This is a genomic window from Methanonatronarchaeum thermophilum, from assembly GCF_002153915.1.
Classification (GTDB): domain Archaea; phylum Halobacteriota; class Methanonatronarchaeia; order Methanonatronarchaeales; family Methanonatronarchaeaceae; genus Methanonatronarchaeum; species Methanonatronarchaeum thermophilum.
The window spans coordinates 111,135-130,207 of the sequence record NZ_MRZU01000004.1; the positions used below are offsets into that span (position 1 = coordinate 111,135).

Consider the following 19,073-nt stretch of genomic DNA (forward strand, 5'->3'; position numbering starts at 1 on the left):
AAACAAGAACAGCCTAAACAAAATATCTGAATAATAAGAAGGTATAAGCCAAACCAACCATCTTCTCCTATCTATAACTCAGAAAATATTGCGCTGAACGAGATAACAGAGTTTAATAGAGTTTTTTGTTGTGTAGATGGAAGTGTTTTTGTTTTTTAAACACATACTCTATTTCTAACCTACTAAAATTTATAGAGATATTTGTGTGTGTCATGGTTTTTGGGTTGTTGGGGTATTTGTGTTGATTGAATCTTTGTTCAGGTTGACGACGATATTTGTACTGTCCTTTATTGTCGTTTTGTTGGTTTTTAGCAACAAGGAGCGTTGGAGTGAGTTTAGAGAGTTTGTAGGTAGGCGTCTGTATCTCTCTCTACCTGTTGGTACGTTTGTCATTATATCTCTTAATGTATTGGTTTATCTGTCTGTTCAAAGGGGGTTTTGGGATTTTTTCAATCCTTTATGGCTGCCTTTTGCATCAAACTCTTTTTCCAACCCTATTGGTATGGTTTTGAGTTCTTGGTCCCATATGAGTTTTAACCACCTTCTCTCCAATATGCTTGCAACCTTGGTTTTTGCTCCACTTGCAGAGATAATTTTTAACACTGGTGTTAAGGACACTAGGTTGGTTGGAACTGGTTATTTAAGCCGTTTGTTGTCTTGGCCTGCTTTTAGAGCACTTGTTGTATTTCCATTCATCTGGTTTGTTGTTGGAATAGGTTTGTCTATGGGAACTCCACCTGGAATAGGTTTTTCTGCAATAGTTTTCGCTTTAATAGGGTTTTGCGCGGTGCTGGCTCCAGTTTTAGTGATTGTGTTGTTGTTGGTGAACATTATATTGAACAATTTTGTTTCGGTTTTATTGGTTCCAATCGAGGTTACTAGGGTTACTACAGTTGTTGCAGAACCTACATGGGCTGGGGTTGGTATCTGGGCTCACTTACTTGGTTTTTTGGTAGGTATTCTGATTGCAATGGCCTATTATTTTTATAGAGGCGGTTTTAAGAAACCTGAACCTCTTTATGTGTTTTTCGCAGTTTTCATTATTGGTTTGATGATGGGGCTTGATCAACCTTTCAGTTATGTGTTGGATGGAGAGTATGTTCTTTTCAGTGCAGCAGGGTTTATTTTGGTTTTGGTTTTAGCTGCATTGATATATCTGTTTTGGAAGTATGTAGATGCAGAACCTAGATCTTCTAAACCGTCTTTGAAGAGTTTGGGCCGGAAAAAGAATGTTATAGATAGGGGGTTGTCAAAAGATAAGGTTTGGAAAACATCGGTTCTTTTAATCATTTTATTCACATTATTGATCTCTTTTACCTTTGTTGGAGCGAAAGCAACTATGGAGTCACCGGAAGTGCCTGACCACTCGATAGAGGTTGAGGGATATGAGTTCTGGTTCCAGCCTGGTGAGGGTGTTTTGGTCTACAATGAAGACAAAAAGATATACACGTTGATTGCATCTCCTCAAGAATTAGTTTCTGAGCGCACGCACTCGCTTTATGTAGGGGGTTTGTTGGATTATGAGAGAGTCGATATACATTACTCCGAGATAGCTCCTGTTTCAGGGGATAATGTAGGTAGTGTATGGATAGATTCAAAACATGGCGTTGAAAACTTATTTGCTAAAAACCATCAGTCCACGGGTCTTGAAGTCAGTGGAGTTGAATTATATGTCGGTTTCGATGTTGAAAACAGGTCCTACATGGTTATGGGGGTTGGTGAAGTAGATTTCAACATCTCAATACAAAAAGACAAGCAGTATGAAGTTGATGAGAAAGATTTCACATTTGAATTAATTGACGACAAATTATGGTTGTATTCAAACGAATTCACAGGCATTATCGCTGAAATCAAATCACCAATACCATAAACTAGAATTAAGACCCTTAACCTCTTGAGATTACCTATTTTTATTAGGTTTCTATGTTCCCGTATTTTGTTTTATTTTGTTTTGTTTTGTTTTTCAGAGTAGGCTTCCTATTAGGAATGAGATTAATGCTGTTATCATAGCGGTTTTGGAGTTTTTTTGGAATTTGCTTGCTGATTTTATTGTTTTTTCTTTGAGGAGTTGGATTGCGGCTGTGATGAAGATTATGTTTGCTATCATGACGGTGGCTAGGTATTCTATTCCGAATATCTCTAATGTGTATGGGAGTGGGCTCATAGATACGGCGATAACTGTCATGGCTATTGCGAGGTTGGCTGAGTTGTTTATTCCGTATTTTGTAGCTACTGTGTCGGCGACACCTCTATCTCCTTTGATGTCTTCTATGTCTTTAGCTATCTCTCTGCCTATCGTAGCTGTTGTTGCGAGTATGAATAGTATTGTTGCGATAGCTAGTCCTTCGACAGCGGCTCCACCATATAGAAATGTTGTTCCAACTAAAATCCCAACAGATAAATTACCTATTAATGGGGTTCCTTTGAGATTTCTTGCGTAAAAATACAGTAATAGGGAGTTTATTGTTGCTATAACGAGGCAGACAACGTTAATGAATATGGAGAGTGCAACTCCAACTATAAATAGAGCTATAGATAGTTTATGGGCGGTATTTTGTTTTATTTCTCCAGATGGTATGGGTCTAGTTGGTGCGTTCACTTTATCGATGTCGATATCATAATAGTCGTTTATAGTGTTCCCAGCTCCAGTGATGATGAATGCTGACAACATAGCTAGTGCTATGTTTATTTGGTAGTGTGGTTGGCTGAGGTCTCCTGCGACGGCCCCTCCTATTAAAACTGCTATTGAAGCCATAAAACAGTTAATTGGTCTTATTATCCTGAGGCTCCTTGGCTTCAGATTCTGTTCCTCCTTGATCCATTCTTTTTTGATTTGTTAATGTTTCAACATCGCTAGATATCTTTTTTAGGTATGGGGTGTTTTCGGTTTGCCGTATAAACTCTGATATCTTACGGTAGATTCTTTCAGATTCACTTACACCGTAAAGTATGTAGTATGGTCGGCCACGTGCATCTTGTATTCCTTTAAGCCCACCGAAACCTAAACCTAAACCTCCGCCAAACCTATCTAATGAACCACCGACACCACCTCCAGCCATCGACATATCGCTGGTTAAACCGAATCCAGATGCGGTTATGGGTAGTATGGTTCCGTAGTCGAACCATTTTCCTAAAAAAGATTTCTGAACAACTAAATCGTTTACCCGGCTGTACATCAATGAACGGGTTTTTTTACCAAAGAAATCGAGTTCGGTTATGATTCGTTGGTTTGTTAGATAGAAATGATGTTGACGGCGGTAGTATTCAGATATAACTAAACCTACCAAACCGATAACGACTAGGATGTAGTTCATGTGCGCTATCTCTACCCAACTATATATTTTGAGTAAGGTTAGGCCGGTTGTAATGGCTAGATATAATGCAAGCCATTTCCATGTTATTTTCAATAAAGCTATGATTATAGCTGGAACTATCAATAAAACCCACCAAACCGCGATAGTTGTCCAAATTCCCGCGGCTTCAATCATCAGTAGGTTTGAGAAATAACTTACCAGGTCTTCATGGAAAAACACGAAAACAATGCCTAATGCGATGGGGTATAAAAAAATTAAATACAGCCCTAAAAATGACAGTGGATGTGGAGACATCTCTTCAACAAACTCTTCACCATCCATCAACTCATGTCTAAAATCCATCCAATTAAAACCTCCAGCCAGGTTCCTAAGAACCTGTTACTATAAATTTGTCGGGACTCAATATCTTTTTGATCTAACAAACCAGTTCTCTTATTTAGGTAGTGTGAGGTATAGGTGATCTCAGTCCTTCAATGTTTTTATGTATTCTCCTTCCGCAATTCTTGATGTGCCAACTATCAATATCTCTTTAACTCCTGTTTGGTGTACGCCTCTTGCAACTATCTCTTCTCCATTGTAGGCCTGCCCTGCGTATGTATGTGTGTAGGATAGTACGTAGTCGATTGTTGGGTGTTTTATTTTGTATATTGCGGGTGAATCGAAGTTCATTGAGTCATCGATAACGGTTCCAGTAATTTTTTTTGTTTTGGTTTTTGTTCCTTCGAAATCTTTTGAGGGGAGTTCCTTTTGATTTCTAACGAAGAGCAGGTCCAGTGGAATGCCGTTTATTTTTGCTCTATTGTTTTTTCTTTTTTCGTGGAAAACGAACTCTTCATATGTTAGTGAGGGTTGGCGTTTTTCGTAGGCTTTTCTCCAATCTGTATCTTCAAAAGGCTTTAACTTTTTTTTCTCTATCAATTTTTGAATGGCGTCTCGGGCTTTATTGAATTCTTTTTTGCCATATACAGCTAAATCGATGTCTGAATTTGGCGTTTGTAATCCAACCAACCTAGATCCTGTTAGGCCGATAGAATTTCTACTGACCCCTATCTCTACAAATAGTTCTATAACCTTTTGGGCGATACCGCTGTAGGTGTTTTTTTCAGGCCTATAGATTTTGTCTATATCTGTTTTAGGTATCAATTGACGTTGGTTACCACTGACCTTTTCGATGTATTTTGGTTTGTTTTTCTTTAGGTATTCAAATGATTGTTCGAAACTAAGTTTACGGTATTTTTTATTGTCTATATCGCTTTCCCTGCCTCCGTCTTTATGTTCTATATACCTAAGTAGGGCTTCTACTTTGTCTCCCTGGCTGTATCTAACTGTTGAGAACAACATATGTCCTACTCTAAAGAAATCTCTGATTCTTAGTTCTATGTCTTTCATCTAAAGTTTCTATTGTTGTTTTTATGGTTTTTAGTTTCCCTACGTTTGGTGTTAGAATGGTGAGAAAACTCCGACGAAAACTAACCAAGCAAGAGCTGTTTTAGCTGTTAAGCTGAGCACTATGTAGGTTTTTTCTCCATATAGATAGTCACTCCATCTGCCAATCCCTTTATACTGCAAAACCATGTTAAGGGAGAAGGTGTTGAACAATATGAAGTAAACTACAAGGATTAGGTAGACGAATGTGGGTGGTTGTGTTTCTGCAGTGCTTAATGCAGCTATGAAGTATGCGGCTATAACAACCCAAGCGGTGAAACCGGATATAGCTCCTAGTATATATGCTGTCCAGTCGACCTTTCGTGTAAGGCTGTTGATTTTCTCCATGAGATAGCCGAACATGATCATCATTGCGTTCAATACAAATATCATTACCAGTGACCAGAAATCCCAAACTCCAACGAACTGCGCAATCAACACGATCATTATCGAGCTGGAGATTGAATATTCGAACCACCGGTATGGATTCATTCCCTGACTGAGATATTGATTGTATTTTTTGTTTTTAAAGTAAGCAATATAGATATGGGCGAATCCAGAGATCAATAGGAACGAAGCAAGAATTACACCTAGATATTCAATAGTGAAAAATACCGTTGGGTCTGGTAAAACCTTAAAAACACCGTTGGTAACCTCAAAATCTAGATAGAAAGTATAGATATCTCTTGACCACTCCAACCAAAAACCAAGTACAACTAACAAAACTCCCTGAAATAGATGTAAAACACCAGCCTTGATATTAAATTTCCTTAAATTGCTAAAACTAATTTCTGAATTAGATATAGCTTTCCTTCTTTCTATGTTGTCCAAAATATAACCTCAAACATAAGTTGCATTAAAATAAGATAATACTTTGTTTTTTCAACCATAACATAGATGATAACTTGCTAAAACGACTAAACCAAATAAAATAAATCTAAACTTAAATATCTTTTCTTTTTGTTAAGAGATAGGTCAGTTATTTCTGTAGTACCAAACCATTACTATATATGGAGCTTAAATCTAGGATTCTCGACCTGAAAATCGATGGTGAAAAAGCAATTTTAAGCGATGAAGTGGCCAGGTCCCTCGGTGTCTGCCATGGAAACCGGGTTCGTGTCAGCGGTAAAACCGGGTCTGCAACCACCTTCATCGCACTAACCAGCGAGATTGTTGGTGACGATGAGGTAGGACTTGTTTCTGATTTTTCAGATAAAATAGGCGTAGTAGAAGGGGATTTAGTCGAGTTAACCCCTACAGGAAGACCTAACTCAGCTAACTATGTACGTAAAAAAATATACGGAGAGTTTTTATCAAGAGAAGAAATGTTTGAATTGATAAAAGATATCGCCAACCGTAATTTAAGTAACTATGAACTATCTGCATTGGTAACCGCAGTTTCAATTAGAGATATGTCTATGGATGAGGTTCAATGGATGACTGAAGCCATGGTTGAATATGGGGATAGCCTTGAGTTCACCGAATATCCGATTGTCGACAAACACTCCATTGGAGGTGTCCCTGGAAACAAAATAACCTTACTAATAGTCCCAATAGTTGCTGCAGCCGGCCTGTATATCCCAAAAACATCTTCAAGAGCGATAACCGGTGCCGCAGGAACCGCAGACATAATGGAGGTTCTAGCACCCGTTAAATTTACCGCAGAAGAGATATACCAAATCACAAAACAAGTAGGTGCTGCGATAGTCTGGGGTGGAGCAACCCACATAGCCCCCGCAGACGATGAAATAATTCGAGCCGAATATCCATTAGCCCTAGACCCAGTATCAATATTAATAGCCAGCGTACTAGCGAAAAAAATTGCTGTTGGAGCAGATAAAGTCGTTATAGACATACCTGTTGGCGATGGCACAAAGATAGAAGACCGTAAAGAAGGCTCCAAACTAGCAAGGGATTTTATAGAGATAGGTGAACGCCTAGATATGGAAATCGAGTGTGCAATCACATACGGAGGCTCACCAATAGGCCGTGCCGTTGGACCGGCACTTGAAGCACGAGAAGCATTAAAGGCACTAGAAGGAAAAGAAACCCCAAAAAGCCTGATCGAAAAATCATGCTCCCTCTCAGGCATGTTGTTTGAAATGGCCGGAACCTCCTCAAAAGATGAAGGAACCGAAAAAGCAAGAGAACTACTGAAAAATGGAAAGCCACTAGAAAAATTCAAAGAAATAATAGAAGCACAAGGAGGCAACCCCGACATCACCAGCGAAGACATAGAAATAGGCCAACACAAAGAAACATTAACAGCCCCTTCAGAAGGATACGTCACCTCAGTAAACAATAAATCAATAGTCAATATAGCTAGAGCACTAGGCTCGCCATCTGACAAAAAAGCAGGACTGGAGATATGTAAAAAAGGAGGCGACGAAGTATGCAAAGGAGACCCATTGATACATATGTACGCCGAAGAAAAATGGAAACTAAAAGAAGGAATGAAAGAAGCTAAAAAACACTTCCCCCTTAGAGTAGAAGGAATAGTCCTTGAAAGAATACCAGAGCTCTAAAAAACCAGAAAAACCCACCTAAACGACTTCAAAACCAATTATCTACATAACCTAAACTCCACCTATCCAAAGGAGGAGGAAGTTTATTTATTTCAATTTTGTTTTCTTAGTTTTTTGGTTTGTTTTTGGTGTTTTTTGAATTTTACCAGTATTGTTTTTTTTGAGGCCTGTTTTAGTTGTTTTTTGTTAGGGTTTATGGGGATTCCATATAGTTTTAAAAATATTTTCCATGTATTTGATTGGGTTATCATTTCTTTTAGGTATTTTTCAATGGTTTCTGGGTTTTTTTCTGCTTTTGCTGTTGTTTTGATCTTTTTTCCTTTGTATTGTATGGTTACTGGGTGTTGTTTTTTAAAGTTTCTCCACCACTTTACACCATCTTTCATGGTTAACACAAACAGTGTGTTTGTTTTTTCTCGGTAGTAGAGGGGTGTTGTGTATTTTTCTCCAGTTTTATGGCCTTTATAGGTGATTAACATAAATTTCTTGCTTAATGGCCAGTGAAGTTTGGAAGTAAGTATTTTCTTTATAATTGGATTGAATATCTTTGTTTCAAACCATATTATGTGGTGTAGTAATCCGGTTTTTTGGTTTGACATTTTTTCTTCAATTTAAATTTTCTTTTTTGTTTTGTTTTGTTTTAGACTATTGGTGATTGTTTTGTTTTGTTTTAGACTATTGGTGATAGGATGAAGAAGGTGTATGATAGTCCTGCTGAAACTGTTGGTCCTATTATCCAGAGGGAGATGAATCGGGCTATTGCTTTTGGTCTTACTAGTTGTTCTCCGGTGTCTATGTCTTCGATTTTTTCTTCTCCTATTTTTGCTACTTTTTTTGGTTTGTCGGCTAGTAATGGGTTTATTGTTAGGTCTATCTTGCCTTCTCCTGTTGCTACTTGTTGGATTGTGGATACTCTGCTTGCTCGTCCCCATCCTAGTCCAACGATTGTCATTACGGTTCCCATGACTAGGCTTATTGGTATGCCTATGTATGAGAGGCCTGTTGTTATTGTTGCTGCTACAACTGATACTACTACGGCTGCTAGTAATGGTAGTTCGGTTAGGTCGTTTCCAACGCTGTCCATTGTTCGTCTTGCGATTGTGAATCCGCCTAAACCGATTGCTAGAGCTGCGATTAGTATTGCTGGGTTTTCGTTTAGTTCCCCGCTTCCTACAAGGGGGGCGATAGCGTTTGGTACGTTGGATGCTCCGGCACTGAAGGCCATGAAACAACCGATTATGATCACTATAGATATTGATGCGATCTCTTGTTTGGTTGTGTTTGGCCCTAACTTTATTTTTGGTATTTTTTTATTGTACTGGATGTCTAGGAGAGGTCCTTCTGATCTCTCTGATTTGAAGTATCGTTCTAAGTATGGGTAGATGTAACGTCCGGTTACGGCTCCTACCCAGAAAGCGAGTACTGGGGTTACTAGCCACCATGTTACTATTCGGCCGAGTACTTCCCAATCTAAGGTTCCTGTTGCTAATCCGAGTCCTGCGATTGACCCTACTGCGGTCATGGAGGTTGGTACGGGGACACTGTATAGGTTTGCGATTAATATTCCTAGACCTATAAATAGTAGGATCATTATGCTGGCTTGGAGTGTGAACATATCGCTGGGTACGATGCCTCTTCCTAATGTGTCTATTACGTGTCGGCCTACGGTCCAGCCACCTAGAAATACAAAGAAGGTGAAGAGTATTGCGGCACCGTTTTTTGTTATTACATTAGCTCCTACTGGGACTCCCCAGCAGATACCGGCGGATGATCCACCTATGTTAAATCCAACGAAAACTGCGATTAACACACCTAATAGGAGAACTAGCTCAAACATCCATGGGAAAATTGTGTTACTTTGAAATATTTTTATTGGTTATATTTTTTGTGTAAATTATATTGTTTTATCTGGTTGTTGATTTTTTGTTTTGGTTATTGTTTTTGGTTATTGTTTTTTTTGGTGTATTCTTAGTCGTCTGTTTATTGTTTTGAAGTCTTTTCTTAGTTTGTATGGCATTGTTTCTGTTTTGCCTATTATTAGGTATCCACCTGGGTTTAGTGCTTGTTGGAGGCTTTTGAATATTGGCATTTTGTAGTCGTTTGATACGTATATGAATACGTTTCGACATAGGATTAGGTCGAATTTTTTGTTTATTTTGTCTGCGATGAGGTCTTTGTGTTGGAAGTTGCAGAGTTTTTTTATTTTTTGTTTAATTTTGTATGTTTGTCCATCGTTTTCGATGTATTCGTTATGGTTTTTTAGGTATGAGAGTTGTTTTTCTATGTCTACGGTTCGACTTGATTTGTAGACTCCTTTTTTTGCTTTTTTTAATGCTTTTTCGTCTATGTCTGTTCCTGTTACTATGTTGTTTGTTAGTGAGGAACCGTTGTTTTTTAGGTATAGCATTGCTAGGGAGTAGGCTTCTCGTCCATCGCTGCATGCAGCGCTCCACATTTTCGGTCTTCGTTTTTCTTCCATCAGTTCTTGTATTATTGTGTCGATTTCGCTCCATACGTCTTTGTTTCGGAAGAATTTTGTGACGTTTACTTTGAGTGTGTCTAGTAGTTCTTTTTGTTCATTTTGGTCTTTTTTTAGTTTTTGTAGGTATTCGCTGTATGAATCGGTTTTTGTTCTTTTCATACGGCTTCTTATCCGCCGTTTGAGGTATTTTTTTTCGTAGTAGGTTCCGTGGAAGGATAGTTTCCGTTCTATGTAGTTTATTAGCTGGTTGAAATCTTTTGTCAAATTTCTTTAACCCCCTTCTTCACGCTTTTGATTTCTAGGTTCCATGATCTGGGTTTTAGTTTTATCGATCTTCCATATTTACCGCCAGTGTCCTCGTTTTTTAGAGGTATGTTTAGTTCTTTGAGTTTTTCTCGGGCTGCTTTCGTGTTTCTTTCACCAATTGTTCCATTTTCTCCAGAAAAATCGAACATGTTGCTTCCACCGACGATTTTCGCCTCTAGATGTTTTTTGTTAGATCCTTTTTCAGCCATTTGGTTTACGAGTTTTTCTATTCCTGTATCTACATATTTAGCTGGATTTGTGTCTCTTGAGTCTTCGTAGGAAGGTAGCATTGCATGTAGTAGGCCTGCTATTTCATTTTTTTTGTCGTATATTGCGACTCCAACGCATGAACCAAGTCCATTGGTTTTAAGGGTGTTTCCATTTTCAGTTATCTGGTAGTCTCCAATGCCTACATTTATCTCTTTATTGTCTTTACCGACATCGTCTCGATCGCTAATGATTTTCATTAGTTATCACGTCTTGTGTTTAAATTAACTATTTTTGAGTTAGGTTATTTTATGTTATGTTATGTTATTTTGTTTAGGCTTTGTCGTATGCTTTTGTTTTCGAAGAATACGTATACGTCGCTTTCGAATTCTTGGTCTGCTGCGTCTATTTTTGTGTCGAATAGGAATACGTATTTTTGGTCTTCTGCCATCAGGCTTAATACAGATTGTACTATGGATTTACCCATGTCGTGCATGTAGTTGGGTGTTGATATGTCTATGTCTGTTTGGAGCATGTCGGCCCATCCGTCTATGAATCCGCTTGTCATTATGTTGCCTATTTCTTGTATTGCGCTTTGTTCCATTTCGCCGAAACCGTTTTCTGGTTTTTTCCCTAATAGGTTGGTTGTTAGGTCTTTGGCTGATTTCTCGCTGAATTTTATCATTACGTATCCGCTTAGGCTTCCTTCGAATTTGAATACGTTTGCTATGCAACTTCCGTTGCTGAAGCCGTTTCCTACTTCTTCTATTGGCACGAAGTTTAGGTTGAGTATTTGGAGTTTTGTTGGCATCTGGGTCATCATGCTTAGGTTTTCGGATATTTGGTTGGCGCTTGTTTTTGTTACTTCGTTCAGTTTTCTGAGTCCTTCTGTGTCTATTGGTTTTTGTTTTTTTGTGCTCTGGCTGTTTAGGGCGTTTTCTAGTGAGTTTGGTTCAGGGAACATGTAGAAATAGAATTTAATGCTTTTTCCAACTGTTTTCATTTTGCTTACGAACGCTATTATGAAGTCTGTGTTTGCGTTTTGGTTTATCTCTTGTTCGACCATGTTGTTCCAGTTGTCTTCGATGTAGTTGGGTGTTGATATGTCTATGTCTGTTTGGAGCATGTCGGCCCATCCGTCTATGAATCCGCTTGTCATTATGTTGCCTATTTCTTGTATTGCGCTTTGTTCCATTTCGCCGAATTCGTCTCCTGCTTCGTCTCCTGCTAGTGGCATTACGGATTTCACGATTTTTCTGGCGCCTTTTGGTGGGAATACTAGTATTGATCCTCCTTGTAAACCACCTTGGTATGTGATGGATACGCCTCTATATTTGTTTTGATCCATCTGTTTGCTTAGTTCTTCTATTGGAATGAAATCTACTTTTGTGATCTCTACATCTATATCTTGGTTCACCATCATTGAGAGGCTTTTTGCGGCGGTGTCAGCTCCTTTCATAGCCATCCGGTTGAAGGAGCCAAGTGAGTCTATCTGTATCTTCATGTTTTCAACTCTATCTCATTCATCATTTTTACTAGGTCTTTTAGGTTTGGAAATACGTATATTTCTCCGGATATTGAGTCTGTTTCTGATTTAGGTGTGTGTATCCGTGAATCGAATAGTAGTGCTATGTCGTCGTCTTCGAACTGTATTTCTTCATCTACTATGTTGCTTCCGCTTGTGTGGTAGAATGTTGGTGTACCGATCTCTATTGTGGTTTCTAATACGTTGGCCCATCCGTCTATGAATCCGCTTGTCATTATGTTGCCTATTTCTTGTATTGCGCTTTGTTCCATATCGTTGAACTCACCGTCTTCTTTGTTATCATCGACCATTCCGGCTAGCATTACTTGTGAAAGTGTTTTAGCACTTTTTTCATCGAAGAATATTAATATACATCCATTGGGCATCGATTCGATATTTATTCTAACGGCTATACGGTCTTCGTATCCCATGTGTGCTCGGATGTTTTCTATGTCTAGGAAGTTTATTTTAGTTATCTGCATTTCGGTTTCGATCTGTGTCATCTGTGTCAGTTGGTTTGCTACGGTGTTTGCGCCTTCGTTCGCCATTTCGTTAAACATACTAAGTTTTCTTATATCTATCATCATGCTCAATTAAATCACCAAATCAATTTTTTGTTTATTTTAGTTGTTTTTCAGCTTTTTTTAATGTGTCCACGTCGATTATGTTTATTACTTTTCCTTCACCCATTATAGCGGCTCCCGCTATTCCAGGGGTGTTGCTTACAAGACTGCCGTAGGTTTTAACTACAACCTCTTCGATTTTTATGACCCGGTCACACTGTAAAGCCATTGAACTGATTTCGTCCTTTATCTTAAGGGACATGCCTTTGTCGGTTGAGTTTGGTATGTTGAATATCTCTCCGAGTCTGTAGACTCTGTAGGTTTCTCCATCGATATCCATTATCTCCTGTCCATCCACCTTTGTGGTTTTTTTCATGTTCAGTATTTTGTCTAGATGTTTTACAGGTATTCCGAAAACATCGTCACCTACCTCTATAAGCAGTACTTTGACGATGCTGACGGTGAATGGTAGTGAAAGTTTTATTGTTGTTCCCTCTCCAGGTTCGCTTGTTATATCGATCGAGCCATCAAGTTTTGATATAGTGTTTTTAACAACATCCATACCGACTCCACGGCCACTGACCTCTGTTACCTCGGTTGTTGTTGAAAAACCGCTTTCAAAGATGAGTTCGTAAACTTCGTTATCGGTCATTTCACTGGCTTGACTATCGGTTACAACCTCTCTTTCAATAGCTTTCTCTTTAATCGCTTCTGCATCTAGCCCTCCCCCATCGTCACGTACTTCTATAACTGCTTTACCTTGTTCTTGCCGGCCTTCTAAGACTATTTCTCCAACCTCTGGTTTACCTGCTTTAACCCTTTCTTCAGGTAGTTCTATACCATGGTCAATTGAGTTACGAAGTAGATGCATTAATGGGTCTCCGATTTCATTTAGAACTGTTCTATCAAGCTCTAGGTCGTCTCCTTTTATAACTAGATTTATTTTTTTTCCTTCGGAGTTTGCGAGGTCTCTAACCATTCTTGGGAACTTACCGACAACTTTTTTTAGAGGAACCAACCGGATATCCATAACGATGTTTTGAAGTTTTGATGAAAGTTTATCCAGTTCTTTAAGTTCTTTTTCAACTTTAAGTGTCTCTCCACTCTCTATTGACTGTCTAATACGTATTCTTGTTGTAACAAGCTCTTTAACACGGTTCATCAATGAATCTATCTGGTCTGTATCTACCCTTACAGACTGAATCTTCTCCATGGATTGGTTTTTAGCTGGCTTTTCGACATCTAGTTCAACACCATCTTCGACATCGAAACCATGTTCGTTGTCCCCAAAAACCTCTTGAACAGGTTTTACAACGTAACTTCCAACCTTACTGGAGTTGTCCAGTTTCTCCTTGAAACTATCAACACCATTCTCTAGGGAGCATACAAACTCTATAGAACTTTCATACTTGCCTTCTAATACATCATCCATCGGTGGGTTTGATTTAACAACATCTAACCCATCAAATGATTTGAAGAGTAGTTTTGCGTCCACGCCCTTCATATTCAAGTTTTCGAGGTTAACTTCAACATAGAACTGTCCGTTATCTGAATCGATATCTTCAAGCCAATCTCTACCTAACTGATCACCATTATCTGTTTCAGGTGGATTTGAATCCTTTATTTTAGATCTAATCTCTTTGATTATCGGGGTTGGGTCAACACTGGTCTCACCACCTTCCTCTATCTCATTTAACATCCTTTCGATAGTGTCAACGCCTTTGAAAACCGAATCCATGTTTTCACTTGTGACCTCTATCTCTCTAGCCCGAACCCCATCAAGAAGGTCTTCTATAGCATGTGAAAGGTCACTAGCCCCTTTAAAACCCATGGCTCCAAAATTACCTTTAAGTGTGTGAGCGGCTCTAAAAACAGAGTCAATAGCCTCTCTATTACCTGGGTCTTTCTCTATTTCAAGCAAGGCATTATTGATCTCGGTCAACATCTCCTTGCCTTCAAGCACAAAACTCTCTAAATATTCCTCCATCGCAAAACACCATAATTTAACTTAACTCATAACCACATCCAAGATACTGTCAGGTATCTCGTTTATAGGTAAAACCCTATCCACAACACCGGCCTCTATCGCTCTCTTTGGGATACCGAAAACTTGGCTTGTGGCTTCATCTTGAACGATAACCGACCCACCAACCTTCTTAACCTCTCTAGCACCATCTACACCGTCGCGACCCATCCCTGTAAGCAATGTGGCTACCAAGAAACCATCTATTTTACGGGCAGCAGACTCCATTGTAACATCTATGGCGGGTCTGATACTATTCACCGGTGGGTCATCGGTTAAACGCACCCCAATAACTCCATTTCGATAACTAACTACCTTAAGATGGTTTCCACCACGAGCAACAACTCCCTCCCCAACACCAACCTTATCACGTTGGTTGGACTCCCATATTTCATATTCAGATGAACGATTAAGCCGTTCAGCAAACTGTTTAGTGAAGGGACTGGACATATGCTGTACAACTATCACCCTAAAACCGGCTTCCAATGGAAGCATCGATAGTACTGTTTCAACACATTTTGGACCGCCGGTTGAAGCACCAATAATTAGTGTGGGGTCATCAGTTATATCCCCAACGCCCCTAACTTTGGTATCTCCTTTGAAATCTCTAACCGGTTTTGTCCCAGCAACCGCTTCTACCTTGGTTACAAGTTCGTTTGACATTTTGGAGATTTCGATAGATTTATCCCCACCCGGTTTGACGAAAAAATCTATTGCCCCCCGATCCAATGCCTCCATTGTCAACTTAGCGTTTTCAGTTGAATGGCTGCTGATAACCAATATAGGTGTTGGATGTCTATCCATAATCGATTCAATAGCCTCTAAACCACCCATCTTAGGCATTTCAATGTCCATAGTAACTACATCAGGTTTAAGCCGCTCAACCTTCTCAACGGCATCTAAACCGTTTTCAGCGGTACCAACAACATCTACACCACCTTTCTCAAGGATATTCTTCAAAACCTCCCGCATAAACCGGGAGTCATCGGTTATCAAAGCCCGAACCATCTTAAATCCCATTTAATTAGAAACAACATCATTAATTGCTTCCATCACACTTGGTTTTTGAAAAGGCTTCGTTATATAACCATCAGCACCAGCTTCAATCGCCTTCTCCATCTTCTTCTCCTGACCAACAGAGGTACACATAATTACTTTAGCACCAGAATCACGTTTTTTAATCTCAGCAGTAGCCTCAATACCATTTTTAACAGGCATAACAATATCCATCATAGTTATATCCGGCTCCAGCTCAAAATATTTTTGAACAGCGTCAGCACCATTCTCAGCCTCCCCAATCACATTGTGTTTTTCCTCAAGAATCTGCTTAAGAAGATTCCTCATAAAGTCAGAGTCATCAACGACCATTATTTTCTGAGACATACATATCACTGAAACTAATATACACTTTTACCGCTTTTATAGATTTTGTTTAAACCCAAAGAAAACCAACTAAGACACAAACAAACAACAAAAAAACCAACTAAAACACAAACAAACAACAATCTAAAACTGAAAAAAGAAAAAACCACCAAATATTATTATATAAAACCCAACCATGGCCTTAAACATTAAAAACAACCCACTTAACAACAAATAGGTTTTAAAAACCCCTAAAACCCAAACTCAAGACGTTATAAATAAAACACTAAAGATAAAACTCATCCAAACAGTTCTAAACCACCAAAAAAACAACCCTTAAACATATAAAAAAATGCTTGCTTTAACAGGAGTTATACTCGGATTACTAATCATAATCGCATTAGTTAGAATAAAAATAGATTACGGAATCGCTATGGTTATAGGGGCATTAACCGTAGCGATTACAAGCCAGCTCACCCCAACACAACTAATCGAATCCACTATAAACACACTGAGAGACCCAAGCACAATAGACCTAATCGTATTGGTAATATTCATAAACATGATCGGAGTCGGAATGAAAGAAACCGGCCAGATAGACCGAGTATTAGATGGATTCCGATCATTAATGTCGCGCAGAGGAACAGTAGGGGCAATACCAGCAATCTTCGGCCTACTACCAATGCCTGGTGGCGCTTTAATGTCAGCACCAGTAATGGAGCCAGAAGCAGATAAACTAGGCTCAACAAATGAAGAAAAAACCGTAATAAACTTCTGGTTCAGACATTTCTTTTTCTTCATATTCCCCTTCTCACCAGACCTAGTTCTAGCAGCAAGATTAGGAGAAGTAAGTATATACCAACTAATATTAATACAAATACCAGTAGCAATAATAGCACTAATACTAGGATACATCTTCTACATACGACCATTAAAAAAAGGAGATATAGAGGGAAATAAAGGATATTACAACGGAACATGGACAGTTATCTACGGTTTAGCCCCAATACTAATAGCAATAGCATTATACGGCGTAACAGGTATAAGCCTGCGATACTTCGTACCACTAGCCTTCCTCCTCCTAATAATACAAAACATACAACGCCTAAAACCCAAAAAAACAATAAAAATAATGAAGGAAGGATTCCCACCAAACCTAGTGCTCGCTGTATTCGGAATAATGTTCTTTAGAGAAATATTAACAGAAACCGGCTCACTAGAAATAATCGTAGACATATCAAGAGCAATAGGAATCCCAATCGAACTAATAGTACTACTAATACCATTCATAATCGCCATGGTGACCGGAATAGGTATGGCAGCAATTGGAATATCATTCCCACTAATAATACCATTCATACCCGAACTCCAACCAATACACATAAGCATACTATTCGTATCCTGCTTCCTCGGATACCTCGCATCACCAGTGCACCTATGCCTAGTCGTAACAACCGAATACTTCAACTCAGACCTAATAAAAAACCTAAAACAAATAGCAAAACCAATCTCAATACTACTAATATACAACCTAATACTCGTCTTAATATTCCTTTAACAACCCAATACCGACAAAAACCTCAATTACTCCACAAAAACCCAAAATTAAATTTTAAATTAAATTTAATTAATTTGTTTTTTTGTTATCTTGTGTTTAAACAGCTTTTTTGTTTTGTTTTTATTTTTTTAGATTTCGTGGTTTGTGTTGTGGTGTGTTTTTGTTTAACAGTCTGATTGGTGTTGGGTGGTTTGGGGTTTTTTGATTTGAAAAACGGTGTTTTTGTGATGTTTTTGTCATAAATATGGGTTTTTTAATGATTAATGTGGTGTTTTTTTCCGAAAGGTATTTAAGGGAATAGTATGAGTTTTTTAAAGAAATGTTTGAACGAGAAAACTGGGCAACCCGGATGGGTTTTATCCTGGCTGCAGTAGGTAGCGCAGTCGGGTTGGGAAACATATGGCGTTTCCCTTTCCAGGTTGGACAAGAAGGTGGTGCAGCGTTTCTATTGATCTACCTATTGTTTATTTTTGCAATAGGTTTCCCCGCAATGCTCGTCGAATTCGTCATCGGACGTAGATCACAGCGTAATCCAATTAACGCTTTTGAAGAACTTGGTTACAAGAAATGGATGTTCGCGGGAGCAATAGGTGTTGTAACAGCCTTTGTGATACTTGCTTTTTACAGCGTTGTCGGTGGATGGGTCTTCCGATATGCTGGAGCAAGCCTCACAGGAGCCTACTTCGCAGACCCTACGGCCTATTTTAATTCAATAGCCATGGGGTATGACGCCCTAGCATTCCACGCCGTATTCATGTTGTTAACCGGAGGAATTGTTTTCTTCGGAATAAAACGTGGTATAGAGATAGCGGTTAAACTAATGGTTCCAGCAATAGTCGTTTTACTAATATTCCTTGGAATATATGCATTAACACTAGAAGGCGCTATGGACGGTATTTCATGGTATCTAGAACCTGATTTCGCTGTTCTAGCTGAAAACTGGACATCGATATTACCTGCTGCTGCAGGACAGGCATTCTTTACCTTATCGCTTGGTATGGGTGCAATGATAACCTATTCTTCTTATTTAGGTGAAGACAAAAACTTAGGTAAAGATGGTGCTTCAATCGTTGGTCTAGACACATTGATAGCTATAATGACCGGTTTCGTCGTTTTCCCAATACTTTTCACAATAGGAGTTTCACCAGGCGAAGGTGGAGCAGGAGAACTCTTCGTAGGCCTTGGGGGAGCAATCGCTGAATTACCAGGAATTGCTGCTGAAGTAGTAGGTTTCTTGTTCTTCTTTACAGTACTGATAGCAGCTTTATCCAGTGCAATAAGCATACTCGAGGTAGTTGTTTCATTCATCGTTGACAACTTCCGAATAGACAGAAAGATAGCAGCCAGCGCAGTCAGCCTAGCAATATTCCTAACAGGAGTTCCAGTGGCGTTGGACCTATATTGGCTCGATATATACGATCACCTAACAGCGTACATATTACTACCACTCGGTATGTTCTTCCTAGTGGTATTCGTTGGATGGATTTACGAAGAAGCCGAAGAAGAACTGGCCAAGGGAGTTGGTAACAGAAGCCTCATAAGAGCATGGCTCTGGCACGTAAGAATCCCAATACTAATCATTATAGGCATAGTGTTACTACTCAACTTTGATTGGTATCTAGCTGAATACGCTGGAGTAAGCTACATAGACTGGATAACTGGACTGTTCTAAAAACCCAATCCGGAAAGCTAAAGAAAATTTAAACGAGAAGCCCGTTAATGGGTTTCTCAACAACTATTTTTATTTACATTGTTAAGTGCCTAAGAAATTTTTAAACTATAG

The 19,073-nt window shown here is 39.0% G+C and carries 18 protein-coding genes; 4 read left to right on the plus strand and 14 right to left on the minus strand.

Going from position 1 to position 19,073, the window contains the following annotated elements; genetic code table 11:
- Positions 1-426: 426 nt before the first annotated feature.
- Positions 427-603, minus strand: a complete 177-nt coding sequence (locus AMET1_RS08000; protein ID WP_201721323.1) for a hypothetical protein — start codon at positions 601-603, stop codon at positions 427-429.
- On the opposite strand from AMET1_RS08000, the gene AMET1_RS05495 reads away from it, so the two are divergent.
- On the plus strand, positions 554-1,870 hold the full coding sequence (locus AMET1_RS05495) for a rhomboid family intramembrane serine protease (RefSeq protein ID WP_236629462.1): 1,317 nt from the start codon (positions 554-556) through the stop codon (positions 1,868-1,870). The two genes, AMET1_RS08000 and AMET1_RS05495, sit on opposite strands and share 50 nt — an antisense overlap.
- Positions 1,871-1,963: 93 nt before the next feature.
- On the opposite strand, the gene AMET1_RS05500 is transcribed toward AMET1_RS05495, so the two are convergent.
- From AMET1_RS05500 to heR, 4 genes are all read right to left on the minus strand, one after another.
- Entirely contained in the window at positions 1,964-2,755 is a 792-nt protein-coding gene (locus AMET1_RS05500) for a UbiA family prenyltransferase (protein ID WP_086637493.1), read from the minus strand.
- A gap of 7 nt (positions 2,756-2,762) precedes the next feature.
- Positions 2,763-3,656: a PH domain-containing protein gene (locus AMET1_RS05505; protein WP_086637494.1), complete on the minus strand. Its 894-nt coding sequence runs from the start codon at positions 3,654-3,656 to the stop codon at positions 2,763-2,765.
- A gap of 120 nt (positions 3,657-3,776) precedes the next feature.
- Positions 3,777-4,703, minus strand: coding sequence for a nucleotidyltransferase domain-containing protein (locus tag AMET1_RS05510; protein WP_086637495.1), 927 nt, complete (start codon positions 4,701-4,703; stop codon positions 3,777-3,779).
- A 51-nt stretch (positions 4,704-4,754) separates the two neighbouring features.
- Positions 4,755-5,570 carry a heliorhodopsin HeR gene (gene heR / locus AMET1_RS05515; RefSeq protein ID WP_086637496.1) on the minus strand — a complete coding sequence of 272 codons (816 nt, stop codon included), beginning with the start codon at positions 5,568-5,570 and terminating at the stop codon, positions 4,755-4,757.
- Between the two features lie 179 nt (positions 5,571-5,749).
- Here heR and AMET1_RS05520 point away from each other — a divergent pair, with 179 nt between their 5' ends.
- Positions 5,750-7,264, plus strand: a complete 1,515-nt coding sequence (locus AMET1_RS05520; RefSeq protein WP_086637497.1) for an AMP phosphorylase — start codon at positions 5,750-5,752, stop codon at positions 7,262-7,264.
- A 92-nt stretch (positions 7,265-7,356) separates the two neighbouring features.
- On the opposite strand, the gene AMET1_RS05525 is transcribed toward AMET1_RS05520, so the two are convergent.
- The 9 genes from AMET1_RS05525 to cheY form a co-directional block, all read right to left on the minus strand.
- Complete coding sequence (locus tag AMET1_RS05525; protein ID WP_086637498.1) at positions 7,357-7,863, minus strand: nitroreductase/quinone reductase family protein; 507 nt, start codon at positions 7,861-7,863, stop codon at positions 7,357-7,359.
- Between the two features lie 71 nt (positions 7,864-7,934).
- On the minus strand, positions 7,935-9,101 hold the full coding sequence (locus AMET1_RS05530; protein ID WP_086637499.1) for an inorganic phosphate transporter: 1,167 nt from the start codon (positions 9,099-9,101) through the stop codon (positions 7,935-7,937).
- 108 nt (positions 9,102-9,209) lie between these two features.
- On the minus strand, positions 9,210-10,010 hold the full coding sequence (locus AMET1_RS05535; protein ID WP_086637500.1) for a CheR family methyltransferase: 801 nt from the start codon (positions 10,008-10,010) through the stop codon (positions 9,210-9,212).
- On the minus strand, positions 10,007-10,519 hold the full coding sequence (locus AMET1_RS05540; RefSeq protein WP_086637501.1) for a chemotaxis protein CheD: 513 nt from the start codon (positions 10,517-10,519) through the stop codon (positions 10,007-10,009). Before AMET1_RS05540 ends, AMET1_RS05535 begins: the two co-directional genes overlap by 4 nt.
- 59 nt (positions 10,520-10,578) lie before the next feature.
- Positions 10,579-11,763 (minus strand): chemotaxis protein CheC, encoded by a 1,185-nt coding sequence (locus AMET1_RS05545; RefSeq protein WP_086637502.1) that lies wholly within the window; start codon positions 11,761-11,763, stop codon positions 10,579-10,581.
- Positions 11,760-12,371, minus strand: a complete 612-nt coding sequence (locus AMET1_RS05550) for a chemotaxis protein CheC (RefSeq protein WP_201721292.1) — start codon at positions 12,369-12,371, stop codon at positions 11,760-11,762. Before AMET1_RS05550 ends, AMET1_RS05545 begins: the two co-directional genes overlap by 4 nt.
- 31 nt (positions 12,372-12,402) lie before the next feature.
- Positions 12,403-14,334: a chemotaxis protein CheA gene (locus AMET1_RS05555; RefSeq protein WP_086637503.1), complete on the minus strand. Its 1,932-nt coding sequence runs from the start codon at positions 14,332-14,334 to the stop codon at positions 12,403-12,405.
- A 21-nt stretch (positions 14,335-14,355) separates the two neighbouring features.
- Entirely contained in the window at positions 14,356-15,378 is a 1,023-nt protein-coding gene (gene cheB / locus AMET1_RS05560) for a chemotaxis-specific protein-glutamate methyltransferase CheB (RefSeq protein WP_086637846.1), read from the minus strand.
- A 12-nt stretch (positions 15,379-15,390) separates the two neighbouring features.
- The gene (cheY, locus tag AMET1_RS05565; protein WP_086637504.1) at positions 15,391-15,753 is read right to left on the minus strand and encodes a chemotaxis protein CheY; all 363 of its coding nucleotides are present in this window, start codon (positions 15,751-15,753) and stop codon (positions 15,391-15,393) included.
- A 331-nt stretch (positions 15,754-16,084) separates the two neighbouring features.
- Between cheY and AMET1_RS05570 the strand changes: the two genes are divergently transcribed.
- Both AMET1_RS05570 and AMET1_RS05575 read left to right on the plus strand, forming a co-directional pair.
- Positions 16,085-17,290, plus strand: a complete 1,206-nt coding sequence (locus AMET1_RS05570) for a DUF401 family protein (RefSeq protein WP_086637505.1) — start codon at positions 16,085-16,087, stop codon at positions 17,288-17,290.
- Between the two features lie 319 nt (positions 17,291-17,609).
- On the plus strand, positions 17,610-18,962 hold the full coding sequence (locus AMET1_RS05575; RefSeq protein ID WP_086637506.1) for a sodium-dependent transporter: 1,353 nt from the start codon (positions 17,610-17,612) through the stop codon (positions 18,960-18,962).
- Positions 18,963-19,073: the final 111 nt, after the last annotated feature.